The 16,231-nt window shown below is 56.8% G+C and carries 13 protein-coding genes; 5 read left to right on the forward strand and 8 right to left on the reverse strand.

Going from position 1 to position 16,231, the window contains the following annotated elements; translation table 11 throughout:
* Window positions 1-248: 248 nt before the first annotated feature.
* From pgi to OHL23_RS07505, 3 genes are all read right to left on the reverse strand, one after another.
* A complete protein-coding gene (pgi, locus tag OHL23_RS07495) occupies window positions 249-1,892 on the reverse strand; it encodes a glucose-6-phosphate isomerase (RefSeq protein WP_263351166.1) in 1,644 nt (547 codons plus the stop codon).
* A 243-nt stretch (window positions 1,893-2,135) separates the two neighbouring features.
* Window positions 2,136-3,926, reverse strand: a complete 1,791-nt coding sequence (locus OHL23_RS07500) for a M20/M25/M40 family metallo-hydrolase (protein WP_263351167.1) — start codon at window positions 3,924-3,926, stop codon at window positions 2,136-2,138.
* Window positions 3,927-4,136: 210 nt separating this feature from the next.
* On the reverse strand, window positions 4,137-5,396 hold the full coding sequence (locus tag OHL23_RS07505) for an acyltransferase family protein (RefSeq protein WP_263351168.1): 1,260 nt from the start codon (window positions 5,394-5,396) through the stop codon (window positions 4,137-4,139).
* Between the two features lie 338 nt (window positions 5,397-5,734).
* Here OHL23_RS07505 and folP point away from each other — a divergent pair, with 338 nt between their 5' ends.
* The 3 genes from folP to OHL23_RS07520 all read left to right on the forward strand — a co-directional run bounded on the left by folP (window position 5,735) and on the right by OHL23_RS07520 (window position 9,487).
* On the forward strand, window positions 5,735-6,604 hold the full coding sequence (gene folP, locus OHL23_RS07510; RefSeq protein ID WP_263351169.1) for a dihydropteroate synthase: 870 nt from the start codon (window positions 5,735-5,737) through the stop codon (window positions 6,602-6,604).
* A gap of 127 nt (window positions 6,605-6,731) precedes the next feature.
* Complete coding sequence (locus OHL23_RS07515) at window positions 6,732-8,087, forward strand: amidohydrolase (RefSeq protein ID WP_263351170.1); 1,356 nt, start codon at window positions 6,732-6,734, stop codon at window positions 8,085-8,087.
* On the forward strand, window positions 8,087-9,487 hold the full coding sequence (locus OHL23_RS07520; protein WP_263351171.1) for an amidohydrolase family protein: 1,401 nt from the start codon (window positions 8,087-8,089) through the stop codon (window positions 9,485-9,487). The genes OHL23_RS07515 and OHL23_RS07520 overlap by 1 nt, the downstream gene beginning before the upstream one ends.
* Window positions 9,488-9,580: 93 nt before the next feature.
* Here OHL23_RS07520 and OHL23_RS07525 read toward each other — a convergent pair whose 3' ends face one another.
* From OHL23_RS07525 to OHL23_RS07540, 4 genes are all read right to left on the reverse strand, one after another.
* Window positions 9,581-9,919, reverse strand: a complete 339-nt coding sequence (locus OHL23_RS07525) for a hypothetical protein (RefSeq protein WP_263351172.1) — start codon at window positions 9,917-9,919, stop codon at window positions 9,581-9,583.
* Window positions 9,920-10,202: 283 nt separating this feature from the next.
* Entirely contained in the window at window positions 10,203-10,769 is a 567-nt protein-coding gene (locus tag OHL23_RS07530; protein WP_263351173.1) for a nuclear transport factor 2 family protein, read from the reverse strand.
* 147 nt (window positions 10,770-10,916) lie between these two features.
* Complete coding sequence (locus OHL23_RS07535) at window positions 10,917-11,204, reverse strand: putative quinol monooxygenase (protein ID WP_263351174.1); 288 nt, start codon at window positions 11,202-11,204, stop codon at window positions 10,917-10,919.
* A gap of 50 nt (window positions 11,205-11,254) precedes the next feature.
* Window positions 11,255-12,568, reverse strand: a complete 1,314-nt coding sequence (locus tag OHL23_RS07540; protein WP_263351175.1) for an adenylosuccinate synthase — start codon at window positions 12,566-12,568, stop codon at window positions 11,255-11,257.
* A 270-nt stretch (window positions 12,569-12,838) separates the two neighbouring features.
* On the opposite strand from OHL23_RS07540, the gene mutM reads away from it, so the two are divergent.
* The gene (gene mutM / locus OHL23_RS07545; protein ID WP_263351176.1) at window positions 12,839-13,666 is read left to right on the forward strand and encodes a bifunctional DNA-formamidopyrimidine glycosylase/DNA-(apurinic or apyrimidinic site) lyase; all 828 of its coding nucleotides are present in this window, start codon (window positions 12,839-12,841) and stop codon (window positions 13,664-13,666) included.
* 1,165 nt (window positions 13,667-14,831) lie between these two features.
* Window positions 14,832-15,797 carry a response regulator gene (locus OHL23_RS07550; protein ID WP_263351177.1) on the forward strand — a complete coding sequence of 322 codons (966 nt, stop codon included), beginning with the start codon at window positions 14,832-14,834 and terminating at the stop codon, window positions 15,795-15,797.
* A gap of 88 nt (window positions 15,798-15,885) precedes the next feature.
* Here OHL23_RS07550 and OHL23_RS07555 read toward each other — a convergent pair whose 3' ends face one another.
* Complete coding sequence (locus tag OHL23_RS07555) at window positions 15,886-16,224, reverse strand: histidine triad nucleotide-binding protein (protein WP_263351178.1); 339 nt, start codon at window positions 16,222-16,224, stop codon at window positions 15,886-15,888.
* Between the last annotated feature and the right edge of the window lie 7 nt (window positions 16,225-16,231).

A 16,231-nucleotide genomic window follows, 5' to 3' on the forward strand; every position in this document is an offset into this window, starting at 1 on the left:
TCGTTGTTCGCGGGAAGAACGCGTTGCCGCTTTCCGTTGTATCCCCATGCAACGCGCCCGGGAAAATTGCGACGGGCCAAGCGAGATATCGGCCCAGCCGAAGCAAATATACGCTACCGGGCCGTTGTGGGCTAGCACTAAGGAGACAGCCGAAGAAGATGGGATGAATTTAACGGAGCCTACATGAAGCGATAGACAAACGCCTGGGTTCGTTTGAGTCCGAACCCAGGCGCGATGTAATTTGAAGCTTACGAATGCTTGCGTTTGTTGCTGCGGTAGCGCTTGATGAGCGCGTTAGTGGAGCTATCATGCTTGAGAGCCGGCTCCGCTTCTGCTTCAAGCTCGGGGATGATTCGAACCGCAAGGACTTTGCCTAACTCGACGCCCCACTGATCGAACGAGTCGATCTGCCAGATAGCTCCCTGAACAAAGACGCTGTGTTCGTAGAGCGCGACCAGCTTACCCAGCGTGCTCGGGGTCATCTTTTCCGTCAGGATGGTTGAGGATGGGCGGTTGCCTTCGAAGGTCTTGTGCGGAACGAGCCAGTCGGCGATGCCCTCAGCACGCAATTCTTCCGCGGTCTTGCCGAAAGCGAGCGCCTCGGCCTGGGCGAAGACATTGGACATGAGCAGGTCATGATGCCGGCCGAGTGGATTGAGCGACTTATAGAAGCCAATGAAGTCGCAGGGAATCAGCTTGGTCCCCTGATGGATGAGCTGATAGAAGGAGTGCTGGCCGTTGGTGCCTGGCTCGCCCCAGAAGATAGGACCGGTCTGATAGTCGGTAACTCGGCCGTCAAGAGTTACGTGCTTGCCGTTGCTTTCCATGGTAAGTTGCTGCAGATAGGCAGGGAAGCGCTTGAGGTACTGATCATAGGGCAGGACGGCGACTGTCTGGGCATCGAAAAAGTTGTTGTACCAGATGGCCAGAAAGCCCATCAGCGCGGGAAGATTTTTTTCGAAGGGCGCGGTGCGGAAGTGCTCGTCCATCTCGTGGAAGCCGGCAAGCAGCGAGCGGAAGTTATCGGGGCCGATGGCGACCATGGTCGAAAGACCAATTGCGGAATCCATCGAATAGCGGCCACCGACCCAGTCCCAGAAACCGAACATATTGGCTGTATCGATGCCGAACTTCGACACTTCTGCGGCGTTGGTGGAGACAGCGACAAAGTGCTTTGCGACTGCGGCGTGTTCGTGTAGCTTGGCCAGGGACCAGACGCGTGCGGTGTGCGCATTGGTCATTGTTTCAAGGGTGGTGAAGGTCTTGGAAGCGACGATGAAGAGTGTTTCTTCGGGATCGAGATCATGTGTTGCTTCGGCGAAATCGGTGCCGTCGACATTGGATACAAAGCGGAAGGTCAGGTCGCGGTCGCTGTAATGGCGGAGTGCTTCGTAGGCCATGACCGGGCCGAGGTCGGAACCTCCGATGCCGATGTTTACGATGTTGCGGATGGGCTTGCCGGTGTGGCCTGTCCAGGCGCCGCTGCGGATGCTGTCGGCGAAGGCGGCCATCTTGTCGAGCACCGCGTGCACTTCGGGAACTACATTCTCGCCATCGACGACGATCGATGCTGTTCTGGGTGCGCGCAGGGCAGTATGCAGAACTGCGCGATTTTCCGTGATGTTGATTTTGTCGCCGTGGAACATGGCGTCGATGTGCTTGCGTAGGCCAGCTTGCTCGGCTAGCTGTAAGAAGAGCTTCAGGGTTTCATCGGTGATGCGATGCTTGGAGTAGTCCAGAAAGATGCCGGCAGCTTCTGCGTTGAGACGCTCTCCGCGCGTGGGGTCGTCTGCAAAAAGCTGACGAAGATGGGTGCCGCGCAAAGATTCCGCGTGTGCTTCGAGCGCCTGCCAGGCAGGCAACTGCTTCAACGGTGTAATGCTCTGTGTCATCTTATTCTCCTGCGAATGCTCTAGCTTCTTGCTAGTTACACGTGTTAGTCATGCCGATGTTTGTGGTTCTCTTGCATTGCGAGTCTTGCGGATGAATTTTGGGATGCGACGATGCTCCATTGCTCAACGCAGGATTATACGCCGCCCTGTTGCGCGCTGAAATGAATCCCCTCTCAAACGGGAAGGCCCGCGCGAACTTTGATTCGCGCGGGCTCGATTACGTTGCACCTTAATTTTACCCGGTCACTTCTGAGTCTCAGCACCTGGAAAAATGCCTTCGATAGGCTTGCGCTTCTGCTCTTCCAACTCAGGCTGCGGAAGCGGCTTGCGTGGCAGCATCTGGTCGCGCTGGGCGGCGTTGTAGACGAAGATCGCTTCGACGACGGCGATCTGTTTCAGATCGGCAGGCTGAAGGCGTTCAACCGTGTCCTCGTTGGAATGGTGGGTGCGGCTTTCGTAGTCGAGGTCATCCTGAATGAACTGGAAGCCGGGGATGCCGACGGCATCGAAGCTCAGGTGGTCCGTGCCGCCAGTGTTGCGGTTGGTGACGGTAGTGACGCCGAGGTCTTTGAGCGGGGCGATCCACTGCGCGAAGATGGGTGCGATGGCGACGTTGCCCTGTGTGTAGATGCCGCGAACCTTGCCGGTGCCGTTGTCGATGTTGAAGTAGCCTGAGATGAGCTTCTGATCCGGCTTCACGGTGAGCGGCCCTGTCGCACGGCGCATGAACTCAGGCAGTTGAAGCTGGTCTGGCGCAGTGGATGTGGCCGCCGAGCCGAAGTGCTGGGTGACGTAGCCCTTGGAGCCGAAGAGGCCTTCTTCTTCGCCGGTCCAGAGTGCGATGCGGATGGTACGGCGGGGCTTGATGTTCAGCGCCTTGAGAATGCGGACAACTTCCATTGCGACGACGGTGCCTGCGCCGTTGTCTGTGGCGCCGGTGCCGGCGATCCAGCTATCGAGATGGCCACCGACCATCACGACCTGATCCTTGAGCGTGGGGTCGGTGCCGGGAATCTCGGCGACGGTATCGAAGCCGTGTTCGTGCTCGCCGGTGAATTTGGTTTCGACATCAATCTCGACGGAGACGGGCACATGGGCCTGCGTGAGCCGGTACAGGCGTCCGTAGCCCTCGATTGCGGCCACGGCTACGGGTATCTTCACGCGCTTTTCGGCGATGTACGGGGTGCGGCCGAGCGTAGCGCCGTTGTCGTCGAAGAATGTTCCGCCGGAGCCCCCGCCATTCTTGCCGTCGCGGCTTGGTTCGAGGACTGCCGCGACCTTTTCGTCGGCAAAGAACTGCGCGATCTTGTCGATGAGGCGAAGCCGCTCCATGCGGGCTTGCAGGCGGGCTTGCATTTCGGGAGTGAGGCCGCCCGCGCCCGCGGCAACCGGGAACTCGGCTAGATCTTCAAGCTCCTTGTCGGTATAGCGTTCGAAGAGGGCTTTATCCACTGGGGGAACTTCGCGCATAGCGCCGAAGAGGATGATTTTGCCGGCCAGCTTGCCTTTATAGTTGTCGATATCCTTTTCGGTCTGGATGTTTACGTAGACAACGTCGCCGGTGACAGGGCCAGAAGTGGAGGGAGACCATGGAGTCGCCTGCACTGCGAGGACCGCGGTATCGGGCGTCACCATGCGCGCCCATGTATTCAACTGTTGCCAGCCGAGGCCGAACTCGCCCCAGTCTTCGAGGTGGGCGTTCTCAAGGCCGACCTTGGTGAGCGTATCGCGGGTCCATTCGTTGGCTTTTTTGAGATTGGGCGAGCCGGTGAGACGAGGCCCGATGCCGTCCATGAGTGCCGAGGCGAATTCCATCACGTGCGAGTGGTTCAGGCCTTCGTCGCGAATGCGCTGGTAGGCGGTCAGGTCGAGGGTTTCCGTTGCGGGCTGGACTTCGGTATACGGATCGGAGGCAACTGCGGCGGGTTTGCTCTTGTCGGACTTGGTTGGTGCAGCCGCCGCAGCAGCGAGCGGCAAAGCTAGTGTCGTGACAAGGCAGGCCACGGAAATGGGGCGAAGAAATTTCGAGGACATTCGGATAGCTCAAGTGAGAAATTTGCGTCCAGAGGATCGAAAATGATTGTACCTTGAGTTTTCATCTGTTCGGGCGCGCCGTGTCGAGGATAGAGAAGACAGAAAGCCATGCCTCTCTCCTCGAAGGGTGGAGAAGGCATGGCCAGGTCCATGGTCACGTCATCGAGAGGCAAGTTTCAATTAAACCCCACCCTCTCTTCCGCCGTTTATTTATTGTGCATCGGAAGCAACTTCCATGGTTTCCTTTGAACGAGCTTGCAGGCGGTTCAGAATCCACTTTCGCGAAGGGGTCTCGATCCAATAGAAACTAACTACCGAGAGTCCAATCGAGGCTCCGAGATAGACGGGGTATAAAGCGGGTATCTTTTGCCATTGCAGTGCTTCAAAGAGGTGATAGGCAGGTATGTGGATCAGGTAAAGTCCGAAGCTGGCTTCCCCAAGAACAACCATCCACTTTGCGCTTAGTATTTTGGCTGGGAGGATTCGATTGGCCGAAAATGCCCAGATCAGGCAGGCAAAGATTGGCACCATCATGCCGTTGCCCAGCGTATCGATGGACAGATGCGGAAACCAATGGACGACCGCAACGATGCCGATCAGCGCGAAAAGCAGGGCCAGCGCGACTTCCCGAGATTCATTTGCAGCGGACTTTCGATGCTCTCGGTGGATTGATTGCCACCTAGCTACAAATATTCCTAGAGCAAAAGTTGGCAGATGTATCAGCGGGTTGAGCTCAATCACAGCCGTCGGCAGGTGAGGAGCGGCCAGATAGGTAAATAATTGACTCGCAACCCATATAGTCGTTGCGACGATCCATACTTTCCTTCCGCTTAGTTTCCAAATCCAGATTCCGATGAAAGGAAAGAGGAGATAGAAAATCGTTTCAACGGACAAGGACCAGTTAGGATTGTCAATTCCCCGAAGATTGGGAATCCAGGCCTGGAGCATTACGATGTTGGCGAAGAAAGTGACTGTGGTCTTTATAACTGCGGAATGCCAACCATAATGAGCGATGCGCTCCGTGAGCAGAGTTGGCGTATCGACTACAAGTGTGAGAAAGAAGAGTGGGTAAATGCGCGCAAATCTAGCTGCGTAAAAACTGCTCTTGCGCACTGGCCGTTCGCCGCGCAAGTAGACCGCTCCCAAGATATAGCCGGAAAGGAGAAAGAAGAAGCTTACCGAAAGAAAGCCGAGGGAAAGCATGCGCCCTAATATGCTGGCGTGGGTCAATGATGGAATTGCCGTCCATAGCGTGTGGTAGAACACGACGAGCAATGCGGCAAAGAAACGGAGTGACGTAAGGGCGTGAATTTTCTCAGGTCTGTTCTCCGATTTCGGACGAATTCTTTGCATCATCTTTGAAGTGAGTCCTTGGTCGAATGATATGTCGAGGCGCTGATCGGAAAGTCTATCTGGCTTCTTATCCAGTCCAGAATCGAGGGCACCGAGCACGTTGCCTGTTTGGGTCATAATCTTCTCGTCTTAGATCGTGGAACCTTGGATTGCGGACTCGTGGACCGCCATTTTAAAGCGATTGTCTCACAGGGACTTTCGTGGAGAGCGATTTTCGCCTTTTCCAGCGTCGTATTACCCTCGGGAAAGCTTCGGGTCGCTACTTGCTCAAGGCATCTTGCGCGCAGTTGGCTTAAACTCAATTTTGGATTGAGCCTGCCAGATTTTAACGGACACACAAAGTCAATTGTATGAACAGCTGTCGCATGAGGGCTACTGCAGCCTTGATGCCGGCATGGATGCTCATGGCGGATTTGAATCAACGGACGAGAAAGTGTTGGCGGTTGCGCACAGGAATGCTGCAGCTGGGCTCTCGTACGCTTGTTATGGGCGTGGTGAATGTCACTCCCGATTCGTTTTCGGACGGAGGATTGTATCTCGACACTGATCTCGCGATAAGCCACGCACTGCGGTTGCTTGACGAGGGAGCGGATTTGCTGGATCTGGGCGCTGAGAGTACCCGACCGGACTCGCACGCGGGTGAGATCGGAAGTGCGGCCGTCAGTGCCGAAGAGGAACAGGCGCGGCTGTTGCCGGTGTTGGAGGGCGTGATGAAGGCGCGGCCTGAGGCCGTTATTTCCGTCGATACTTACAAGTCTGCGACGGCTCGTGCCGCAGTGAATGCAGGTGCGCAAATCGTAAACGATGTGAGCGGATTTACGTGGGACTCGCAGATGGCGGCGACCTGCGTGGAGTTGGCCTGCGGTGTGGTGCTGATGCATACGCTGGGGATGCCGGAGGAGTGGAAGACTCAGCCCGCGTTGGAGCGGGAGTCGGTGTTGTCGCTGGTGCGCGATGGGCTTCTCGCCAGCTTGCGAGCGGCCCTGGACGCGGGGATTCCTCGGGGGGCGATCGTGCTTGACCCAGGGTATGGATTCGGCAAACGGTTCGATGAGAACTACGATTTGCTTGCAAGGCAGTCGGAACTGCTTTCGCTGGGGTGTCCGCTGCTTGCGGGAGTTTCGCGCAAGTCGTTTCTGGTGCGGACGCTTGCGGAGTCGAAGATGTATTCGGGGCAGCGGGTGACTGAGGAAGCTCGTGAGACGGCGAGCATTGCCGCGCTGGCGGCTGCGATTCTGCACGGGGCTTCAATAGTGCGCGTGCATCAGGTAAAAGCGGCCGTGGAGGCCGCGGCCATTGCTGATGCGGTGCTGGCTGCGCGCTGAAACGAGATAGATTTACACGGACGAATCCCCGGGCATGCCGTGATAGCATCAAACCCAATCCGCAAAAACTGCGTTGCGTGTCCGGGCTCGTAACTCTCTATCTTCTGATTCTATTGGAGGTCTTTCTGTGAAGTTAAGTCTCCTTACGTTCCGGTTTGTGCCCGGAATGCTGATTTGCACCGCATTTGGCGCGACTTCGCTGCATGCTCAGCAGGCTGCGTCAACGACTCCAATGGACCTTGTGCTGAAGAACGCTACGGTCATGACTGCCAGTCATGGCACGATTGAGCGCGGTTCGGTGTGGGTTCATGCCGGCAAGATCGCCGAGGTAGGAACTTCGGTCAATGCGCCTGCATCGGCGGTGGTTGTGGACGCCACCGGCAAGTGGCTGACGCCGGGCATCATCGATCCGCATTCCCACTCGGCGCTGAGCAATGACGTGAATGAGGCCACCAGTCCCGTAACTCCGAGCATGATGATGATCGACGCCTTCGACAATCGCGACAAGGCGCTGTATCAGGCTCTCGCTGGTGGTGTGACGACTGAATTGCTTTTGCACGGGTCAGCGAATATGATCGGCGGCCAGGCTGTTGTGATCAAGAACAAATTCGGCATGTCGCGCGATGCGATGCTGTTTCCGAATGCGCCTGGGTCGATCAAGTTTGCTTCCGGAGAGAATCCCAAACGTGTGTATGGAAGCCGCAATCAGTTGCCTTCAACGCGGATGGGGAACTTTGAGGTGATGCGTCAGTCGTTTGAAGAGGCCAAGTCGTATATGGCTAGTTGGGACGCCTATAACGCCAAGGTCGCGAAGAAAGATACGACGGCGGTTGCTCCCAAAAAGGACCTGAAACTGGAGGCGCTCGCGGATGTTCTACGCGGCAAGCTGTACGTGCAGATCCATTGCTATCGCGCCGACGAGTTCCTTACGGAAGAGGCTATCGCGCATGAGTACGGCTACAAGATTCGCGCCTTCCACCATGCGCTGGAGATGTACAAGGTAGCAGGGCAGATTGCGCCTGAGGGCACGGCGATTGCCACCTTTACCGACTGGTGGGGATTTAAGGACGAGGCATGGGATGCGATTCCGTGGAATGCGGTGATGAGCATGCGCAAGGGTGTGCGTGTGGCGCTGAAGAGTGATTCGAACGATCACATTCGCCGGCTGAACCAGGAAGCAGGCAAGATGGTGCATTATGGCGGAGCGACAGAAGACGAGGCGATTCGCATGGTCACTCAGAATCCGGCGTGGATTATTGGTGTGGATGACCGGGTCGGTTCGATTGACGTGGGCAAGGATGCTGATCTGGTGATCTGGAATGTCGATCCGTTGTCGACGTACGCGCGGGCAGAGAAGGTGTACATCGACGGCGATCTGTTTTTCGATAGCTCTGTGCCTGGCTTTGGCACGCCGCATTTCAGCGGCGCGATGCATGATGGCGGCGGTTTCGGGTCGGATGACTCAGATGAGGATGGCGAATAATGATGCATAGCTCAAAGAGTGCTTCTTTGTTTCTACTTCCCGCTGTCGTTCTTTCTGGCGCGCTTGCGTACGCACAAGGCAATGATTTGGCCCGGACTTCGCCGAAGCAGAGCGGTACGCTGGTGATTTCAGGCGGTAAACTGCTCACCGTCAGTCATGGCACGATCGACAACGGCGTGCTGATCGTCGTCGACGGCAAGATCACCGCAGTCGGCGCTGCCGGTAAGGTTGAGGTTCCGAAAGATGCCACGGTTGTCGATGCGCGTGGGCTCACGGTGTATCCGGGCCTCATCGATCCGGATACGACGCTGGGGCTGACCGAGGTGGCTGCGGACCAGAACAGCAACGATCTCTCGGAACCCTCCGACGAAATCATGCCGCACATGCACGTTGCGGATGCCTTCCATGCCGAGACGGAATTGATTCCCGTAGCGCGGTTGAATGGCGTAACCAATGCCGTGGTTGCGCCAGGCACGGAGGATTCCGTTGCCGGGCAGGATATTTTCATTCAACTAGCGGGGCGAAACCGCGATGCGATGATTCTTGGACGCGACGTGGCCCTGGCCATGAACTACGGCGCGGACCAGCGGCGGCGAGGCAGTCGAGGGAATGGGGGCAGAGGGGAATATCCCTCGACGCGGATGGGGCTGATTACTCAGCTTCGGCAAAGCCTGCTCGATGCGCAGCACTATGAGGTCAGTAGAGATGCTGCGGCGAAGAAGCCTGATAAGCCGGCTGTGGCTTCGGCGGACAAAGCGGCCGACAATTCAGCAGACAAGTCCGACAAGCCTTTTCAAAGGGATCTGAAACTGGAGGCATTGCTGCCCTATCTGCATGGCGAACGGCCTGTCGTCGTGGGCGTTTACGAGGCCTACGATGTCGAAAGCATTATGAAGGTGGCGCAGGAGTTTCATCTCAAGGTGATCCTGAATCACGTAACACATACTCAGGAGATTCTTGACGAGATCGCGGCGTGGAAGGTACCTGTGATCGTCGGTCCGATCTACGATTTTCCCGCAGCCAACGAACGCTATGACGCAGTCTATACACTGCCCGCAGAACTACAGAAGCGGGGAGTGAAAATAGCCATCTCATCGAGTGAGGCCGGCGGTCCAGGCGGCGCTCACACGGTTCGTAATCTGCCTTATTCTGCTGGATTTGCTGTGGCCTACGGACTGCCGTATGACGAAGCGCTCAAGGCAATTACGCTGAATGTCGCTGAAATGTTTGGCTTTGGCGATAAACTGGGGTCGCTGGATGCCGGCAAGACGGCAAACATTGTCCTCGCCAACGGAGATCCGCTGGATGTGCGCACCGACGTGAAGCAGGTGTATATCGAAGGGGTCGCTCAGCCGATGGTGAGCCGCCAAACCATTCTGCGCGACGAATACAGCAAGTGAGTGGCGAGCGAAGGTGATTGAATTTGCTGAAAAATAAGAGGCCCGCAAGCAATCTCGCGGGCCTCTTCCTCTGATTTCAAAAGCCTTGAAGGTTTAAGCTTCGGCCTCTTCCAGAAGGTCGGATTCAAGTTCCGTCTGACGGGACGAGGACCATTTCTCCAAGTAGACGATTCCGAGGAGCAATCCAACAAGAAAGACCGATACGGAGCCGTATTCCATCACGGAGAGCCTCTGGTCTTCCTTCACTGTCTGATAAATCACAATTCCGTGAACATTACGCGGTGTCATGCGCAGTTCACTCGGGGTTGGGGATTTCGGTAAGTTCTCCAGGTAGTCGGTCGATACCATCGCGCTGAAGACCAGGCCCCCCAAGCCGGGCAAGAGAAAGAGCAAGGCGAAAAATTTCAGAACCACCAAATTAGTGCGGTGCATATCGACTCCTATACTGAATGAACGATCCGTCGCTCAGTCTCAGATAGGCCCAGGCGCGATCAAGGCGAGAAAGAGAAGAATCCAAGCGGATTCGAAGTGGGATCACGGAAGACCCCTCAGGAGAGCGATCCAGATGCTAACAAGATGACGCTAATCAATGAGGAAAGTCAATCCTCATAAAAGTAACTGTACTCTCCATCAAAGGTAATGCCGCCCAATTTGGAACAGTCAGGCGCTCGATTCCGTGTTTCAATTGTGGCGCAATCGTCGTCAAAATCGGCTGCTATTTTCGGTCTGGAGTTTCCTGAATTCGGCTGGCCTCGAAGCTGACAATTTTCCATTGGCCCTGTGGATTGCGCACATAGACCCGTGTGTAACGGTACCTTCCTGTTACGTCCTGATCATTTCGACTTCCGGTCAACTCCGCCAGGGAGGTAACAACGGCGGTGGTCCCATAGATGCGTACCTTACGGTCGGAGATCGAAAGAGACCTGAGTTGGAACGCTCCTGACTTGAGGTTGTTGAGCGCCTGTTCCTTGGTCTGGATGGCGCCTTTGGCTGTGATCGCGGTGTAATCGTCGGCGAGCAAAGACTCCATGGCGGCACTGTTGCCCTTAAGCATGGCCGCGCGCCAGGCGTCCTCCAACTGATCGATTTCATGGCGATACTCGTGCCGCTGAGCCCGAGGCACAGGCGCGGGAGCCGCTTCCATCGTCTGCGCCGTCAGGCCGGAGAGCAACAGCAGGATTGGAGTCAGAGATCTGATCGCTGACCAGACCGCTGACCTGACCAGGGACCGGGCAGGAGTCCGGGTCGGGAACGCGCTTCGGAGGCAATGATGTGCGGGCATACGCGTAACGAATCGTAGCCTTGGACGCAACTCCAGGTCAAAAGGAATCCGCCGGGAGCAATGCGGCCTGTGGTAAAGGAGGGGAGGTGGCGCTGAGGAAGCTCTCTGGGGCGCTGTTTTCGAGTTGCCGTGCGAGCGGTCCTGAGGTTAACCCAGCGCTGTCAGGTTCTCTACGGACCGTTCGCGCATTCGCTGGTACAGGCCACCGACCGCGTGCTTTTGGAAGTGCTCGGAAGCCCGGTGAGCCGCCAGCGCCTTGGCGTCGCGATACTGTTCGTAAATTACGACAGTATCGGGGTCACCCTCAACCTGATGCGGGATGTAGCTGACGCAGCCGGGCTCCTTGCGGGAGGCCTCGGCCAATAGGCGCAGGGTTTCGGCAATCTCAGCACGCTCGTCGGCGGCGAATTTAAGACGGACTGTGAAACTGACCATGGACGTTCCCTCTTCCTGTATCGCTCCTGCTGCACTTCCGTTACGAGGCTCTAGTTCAAAGAATCCAGCATGTCGGCGAAGCCTGGCAGAATCATAGTCTGGTCGCGATCCGGACCGGTAGAAACCATTCCGATCTTGGCTCCGCTTTCACGCTCCTGGAAGCGAAGATATTCCTGCGCTGCGAGAGGAAGCTCCTCGAATTCGCGGATGCCTTCGGTCGACTGCTGCCACCCTTTCAGCGTAGTGTACCGGGGAATGATGGATTCGAGACCCTGAACATCCGCCGGAACTAATTCGGTAAACTTGCCGTCGATCTCGTATCCGATGCACACGGGGATCTCCGCCAATTCGTCGAGAACGTCCATCTTCGTCACTACTAGCCATTCCGTGCCATTCACCTGATTGGAATAGCGCAGCAGGGGAATATCGAGCCATCCGCAGCGCCTCGGCCGTCCGGTCACGGCGCCGTATTCGTTGCCGCGTGCGCGGAGCGTCTCGGCGGAATCGTCATGAATCTCAGTCGGGAACGGACCTTCGCCGACTCGAGTGACGTAAGCCTTGGTGACCCCAATTACGGTGCCAATCGCTGTTGGCCCTACGCCGGTCCCGGTTGCCGCGCCGCCCGCGGTCGCCGACGACGATGTTACGAATGGATAGGTTCCGTGGTCAATGTCGAGCATGGTGCCCTGCGCGCCCTCGAACATGACGCTGCCGCCGTCCGCAATGACTTTGTTGAGCAGGTTGCCGGTGTCCGTCACGAATGGGCGGACCTGCTCGGCTGCTGCGGCGTATTCATCGAACATTCTGGCCGGGTCGATTGGCTCGCTGCCGAAGAGGGCGTGGGCGATGGCGTTCTTTTCCTGGCAGGCATTTTCGATATGTGCCTGGAGGATCTTCGGGTTGAGCAAATCGACGATGCGAAGACCGCTGCGCGCCATCTTGTCTTCGTAGGCCGGACCGATACCGCGGCTGGTGGTGCCGATCTTCTGCCGTCCGGGTGCGCTCTCAGCGGCCAGTTCGATCATACGGTGATAGGGCAGGATGACTTGGGCGCGATTGGAGACGAACAGTTGGCCGTCGACATTGACTCCCAGGTCACGCAGCTTGGCCACTTCTTTCAGAAAGGCGATCGGGTCTAGCACGACGCCGTTGCCAATAACCCCTTTGCAATTGGGCCGAAGGACGCCGCAAGGGATGAGCTGGAGTACGAACTTCTGGCCCTCAATGATGACCGTGTGTCCTGCGTTATGTCCGCCGGCGTAGCGGGCCACGGCCGCAAACTGCCCGCTCAACACGTCCACAATCTTGCCCTTGCCTTCGTCGCCCCATTGGGCGCCGAGCACTACCGCTGTCTTCGCTCGCATGAATTCCATTTCCTGGGTCGCCCGCACCCAGCCCTGAACAGAGCAAAGGCCGGATCAAGCTTTTCGGGCCCCGGTCGGGTGAGATACGGATCTACAGGATTTCAGATCGCATGATGCAGCCGCAGCCCCCTGCACCACTCGTAATGATATACCGGCTTCGCTTCGAAACTGTATCCCGGAGCCCGACAATGCGTCGTCCATCCTACGAGCCGCGGGAGCGCCGGATGTGACTCAGAGCGTCATTTGGAAGTCGTCCTCTAAAATCGAGGAATGCCCGAACTGCCCGAGGTCGAGACAATTGCTCGTGGAGTAGACGAGCGGCTGCGAGGCGACCGGATCGTCGATGTGTGGTTCGGTTCCCACTCCGAGCCTTTCAAAACGCTGCCCGACCGGCAGTTGATCGGTCTACTAGATAAGGTGATTCTCCAGGTTCATCGGGTGGGGAAGCATATCGTCTGCGAACTGGGTGGGCCTGAAAGCGAAGGGCCGACAGCGCAGTGGATTGTGCATCTGGGTATGACCGGCCGATTGCTTGTCACTACGCCCGAGGGCCTGGTCGAGCCGCACACGCACGCCCGCTTGACCCTGGCCAGTGGGCGCGAGATGCGATTTGTCGATCCGCGTCGATTTGGCCGTCTGGAATTTCGGGAAATGGGGGAAGAGAAACCATTTACGGGTCCGGGCACTGAGCCGCTCACTATCTCCCCGGAAGCCTTTGCCGTTCTTTTTCGCGGGCGCCGTCTGGCGATTAAGGCAGCGCTGTTGAATCAGTCGCTGCTCCATGGGGTGGGCAACATCTACGCCGATGAGAGCCTCTTCCGGGCCGGGATCCGACCGAAACGGATGGCGGGGCGTCTCAAGCGGGCAGAATTATTCCGATTGCACGCCGCATTGCGGGAGGTGCTGCTCCATGCCATCGAGTTGGGCGGCTCGTCGGTGTCGGACTATGTGGATGCTGATGGCGTCCGTGGCTTCTTTCAGTTAGAGCATCGGGTGTATCTGAGAACAGGCGAGCCGTGTCTGGTCTGCGCCACGCCGATTCGTAGAATTCTGCTGGCTGGGCGGGGAACTCATTACTGTCCGGTCTGCCAGCGTTAGGTTGTCTCACTGAAACCAGGGAAGAAATGGCTCATTCTGAGCGAAACCCTTCCAAATCAGGAATTAGCTTGCAAAATATCTTCTGTTTTTAGGATATTTTGATTCTTTATGCGGCTTTAAGTTATAGAAAACAATCAACCGAAGGATTGGCTTCCTGATTGCTATTAGATAAGCGCCAGTGATGAGCGGCAGCTGTGGTTCAGACCAGTTCCGCGATAGTCGAGGGCTCTAACGTGAGAAGGACGCCAACTAGAGCGTTCCCCAAGTGGAGTCACTCAATCGAAACCTGAGGGTGATCGACAGAATCACCCCTCAAGGTTCCAAAATCTTGGGAGGCCAGTGCCCAAGACGGACAAGATCGCAGCTACGCGAGAGGACAGAGCGCCAACCATAGTGGTTGGCGCTTTTGCCGTTCCCGCAGGACAAAAGCGGGCTAGATCAAAATCTGCAGAAACTAAATAGGTTACGGGAAGAGCCAGGGGCCTCTGTGAAAGTTGCGATACTCGTGACTTGCAAAATGCGGGTGATTGCTGAAATACTCGTGCGCAGTTGGGGCGAGCTGTTCAAAAGGAAAGTTCAAATCTATTTCATTTGCAATGTTGCCAGCTTCCCGGCTTATCTGTAGTATCGAAGATGCCCCTATCGCGCAGCGAAGAGGAGCCTCCCAGGGTTGGGTAATTTGACCGCCGGATAGAGCTCAAAGGCTGCGACACACAAAAAGTACGCTGTTCGTCGCGAAGGTTACATCCAAAGCGAGCCTTGCAGCGGAAGCCGGTTTTTTCCGGGAGAACTCAGTAAATAGTGAGATTCGGGCGGCTACAGTGGAACCACGTGAATAGATTCCGAGGTCCGCTTGCCTGCGTAAGGAAGACAAGACAAGATTTCGAGCAAGATCTCGAAGCGTCGGGGGCAACAATCGGGCATCCGGCAAATCAGTCTTCTACTCGGTTTGAGCAATCCTGCATCGGCTGGTTATGCCGGTTGGTCCTGCTTCAAGCAATCGATGTCTATCAGTTGAGCCCTTTGGCTAACGGCCGGATGGCAGATTGCCTGGCGGGAAACTGGACGGCGACAGCCAGACGTTTATTTAAGGCTTGCAGCGCCTCAGCAGGTCAATGCTGCATTGAGCATTCGAATTAGTGGATAAGCACCAGGAAGTGCAAGCATGACGACAGAATCAACGCAGCCGCCTTCAGAGGCGGGGCAAGCTCAGGCTCCTGTGCCTGGGCAGTCGCAGGGGCATCGGCGCCGCCGACGCCGCCGCAAGACAAAGTCCAGCCTGGCCGCACAGAACCAAAATGGCTTTAGTGCTACTGGCCAACCGCAGACAGCACCACCTGCACCACCTGCACCAGTTGCGCAGCAGTCTGCGCAGCCTGCTCAGGGCCATCAGCGATCAAATGGGTCCAATGGATCAGGCGGATCGCAGCAGGGTGGACAAGGCCGCAAGAAAAAGAAGGCGAGAGACAAGCAGCCCAGTTTCCAGGCTTCCCCGGGAAATAGTGTCAATGGCTCCAATGGCTCCGGTGGCGGCAAGAAGCGGAAACAACAAAAGGGACCGCGGCAGTTTGTTGGACCGATGGACCACAGCTACCGCGTAGCCAATGGCAATATTGCCGATGGTCCGCCGAGTACGATTCCCTTTCAGGGCAACGGCCATGGCGCGTATTACAACGACACGCCGTCTCCGCGTGGAGCTGTCGCTCCTGCCATCGCTGTGGACGCCCCGACCAGGATTTTCTTCTTCATTGAAGATCTCTTCTTCCTGGCTAAGATTCAGGAAGCGAGCCGTAAGCTGGGCGTCAAAGTGGAGTTTGTGAAGGGCGACAAGGAAGTGCTTGCGCGCATCACGGATGCTCCCGAAGCCGAACGCGCCGCGCTATTGGTTTTTGACCTGAATAATGCCGCAGCCAAGCCGTTGACGATTATTCCGAAGCTCCGCGCCAAGTTGAAGAAGTCGGTGTCGATTATAGGATTTCTCTCGCATCTGCAGGGCGATCTGAAGATGAAGGCCACTGAGGCTGGATGCGACACGGTTATGCCGCGTTCTGCGTTTTCGCAGAGCCTGCCTAACCTGCTGCGCAGGTATGGCATGGAAGAGGAAGAAGACAACTATCCACAGCCTGTATAGCCGCAGCCGGTATAGGTGCAGTGTTTGAAGGACAAAGCAAAGGGCGCTTCCGATGGGGAGCGCCCTTTGCTATTGGTGTAGTAAACGACTATCCGGGAGGCCAGACCATGTGTCGTCCGCCGAGCAGATGCAAATGCAAATGATCGACGGTTTGGCCGCCGTCCGCGCCGGTATTGATTACGGTGCGATAGCCCTTCGTCAGGCCGCGTTGGCGGGCGATTTCGGCTGATTTCGCCAGCAAGTGGCCGAGCAGAGGAGTATCTTCGCCGGCCACCTCTGCGAGGGAGCCGATGTGTCTGCGGGGGACGACGAGCAAATGCGCCGGAGCCTGAGGATGAATGTCGGCGAATGCGATACACTCCTCGTCCTCGTAGATGCGATTCGACGGGATGCTGCCGTCGATGATTTTGCAGAAGAGGCAGGACATAACTCGT

The sequence above is a fragment of the Acidicapsa acidisoli genome, from assembly GCF_025685625.1.
In the GTDB taxonomy this organism is placed as follows: domain Bacteria; phylum Acidobacteriota; class Terriglobia; order Terriglobales; family Acidobacteriaceae; genus Acidicapsa; species Acidicapsa acidisoli.

Coding starts and splice junctions, on each gene's coding strand:
- pgi (WP_263351166.1), bottom strand. CDS start 1,892: ATGACACAGAGCATTACACCGTTGAAGCAGTTGCCTGCCTGGCAGGCG.
- OHL23_RS07500 (WP_263351167.1), bottom strand. CDS start 3,926: ATGTCCTCGAAATTTCTTCGCCCCATTTCCGTGGCCTGCCTTGTCACG.
- OHL23_RS07505 (WP_263351168.1), bottom strand. CDS start 5,396: ATGACCCAAACAGGCAACGTGCTCGGTGCCCTCGATTCTGGACTGGAT.
- folP (WP_263351169.1), top strand. CDS start 5,735: ATGCTGCAGCTGGGCTCTCGTACGCTTGTTATGGGCGTGGTGAATGTC.
- OHL23_RS07520 (WP_263351171.1), top strand. CDS start 8,087: ATGATGCATAGCTCAAAGAGTGCTTCTTTGTTTCTACTTCCCGCTGTC.
- OHL23_RS07525 (WP_263351172.1), bottom strand. CDS start 9,919: ATGCACCGCACTAATTTGGTGGTTCTGAAATTTTTCGCCTTGCTCTTT.
- OHL23_RS07530 (WP_263351173.1), bottom strand. CDS start 10,769: ATGCCCGCACATCATTGCCTCCGAAGCGCGTTCCCGACCCGGACTCCT.
- OHL23_RS07535 (WP_263351174.1), bottom strand. CDS start 11,204: ATGGTCAGTTTCACAGTCCGTCTTAAATTCGCCGCCGACGAGCGTGCT.
- OHL23_RS07540 (WP_263351175.1), bottom strand. CDS start 12,568: ATGCGAGCGAAGACAGCGGTAGTGCTCGGCGCCCAATGGGGCGACGAA.
- mutM (WP_263351176.1), top strand. CDS start 12,839: ATGCCCGAACTGCCCGAGGTCGAGACAATTGCTCGTGGAGTAGACGAG.
- OHL23_RS07550 (WP_263351177.1), top strand. CDS start 14,832: ATGACGACAGAATCAACGCAGCCGCCTTCAGAGGCGGGGCAAGCTCAG.
- OHL23_RS07555 (WP_263351178.1), bottom strand. CDS start 16,224: ATGTCCTGCCTCTTCTGCAAAATCATCGACGGCAGCATCCCGTCGAAT.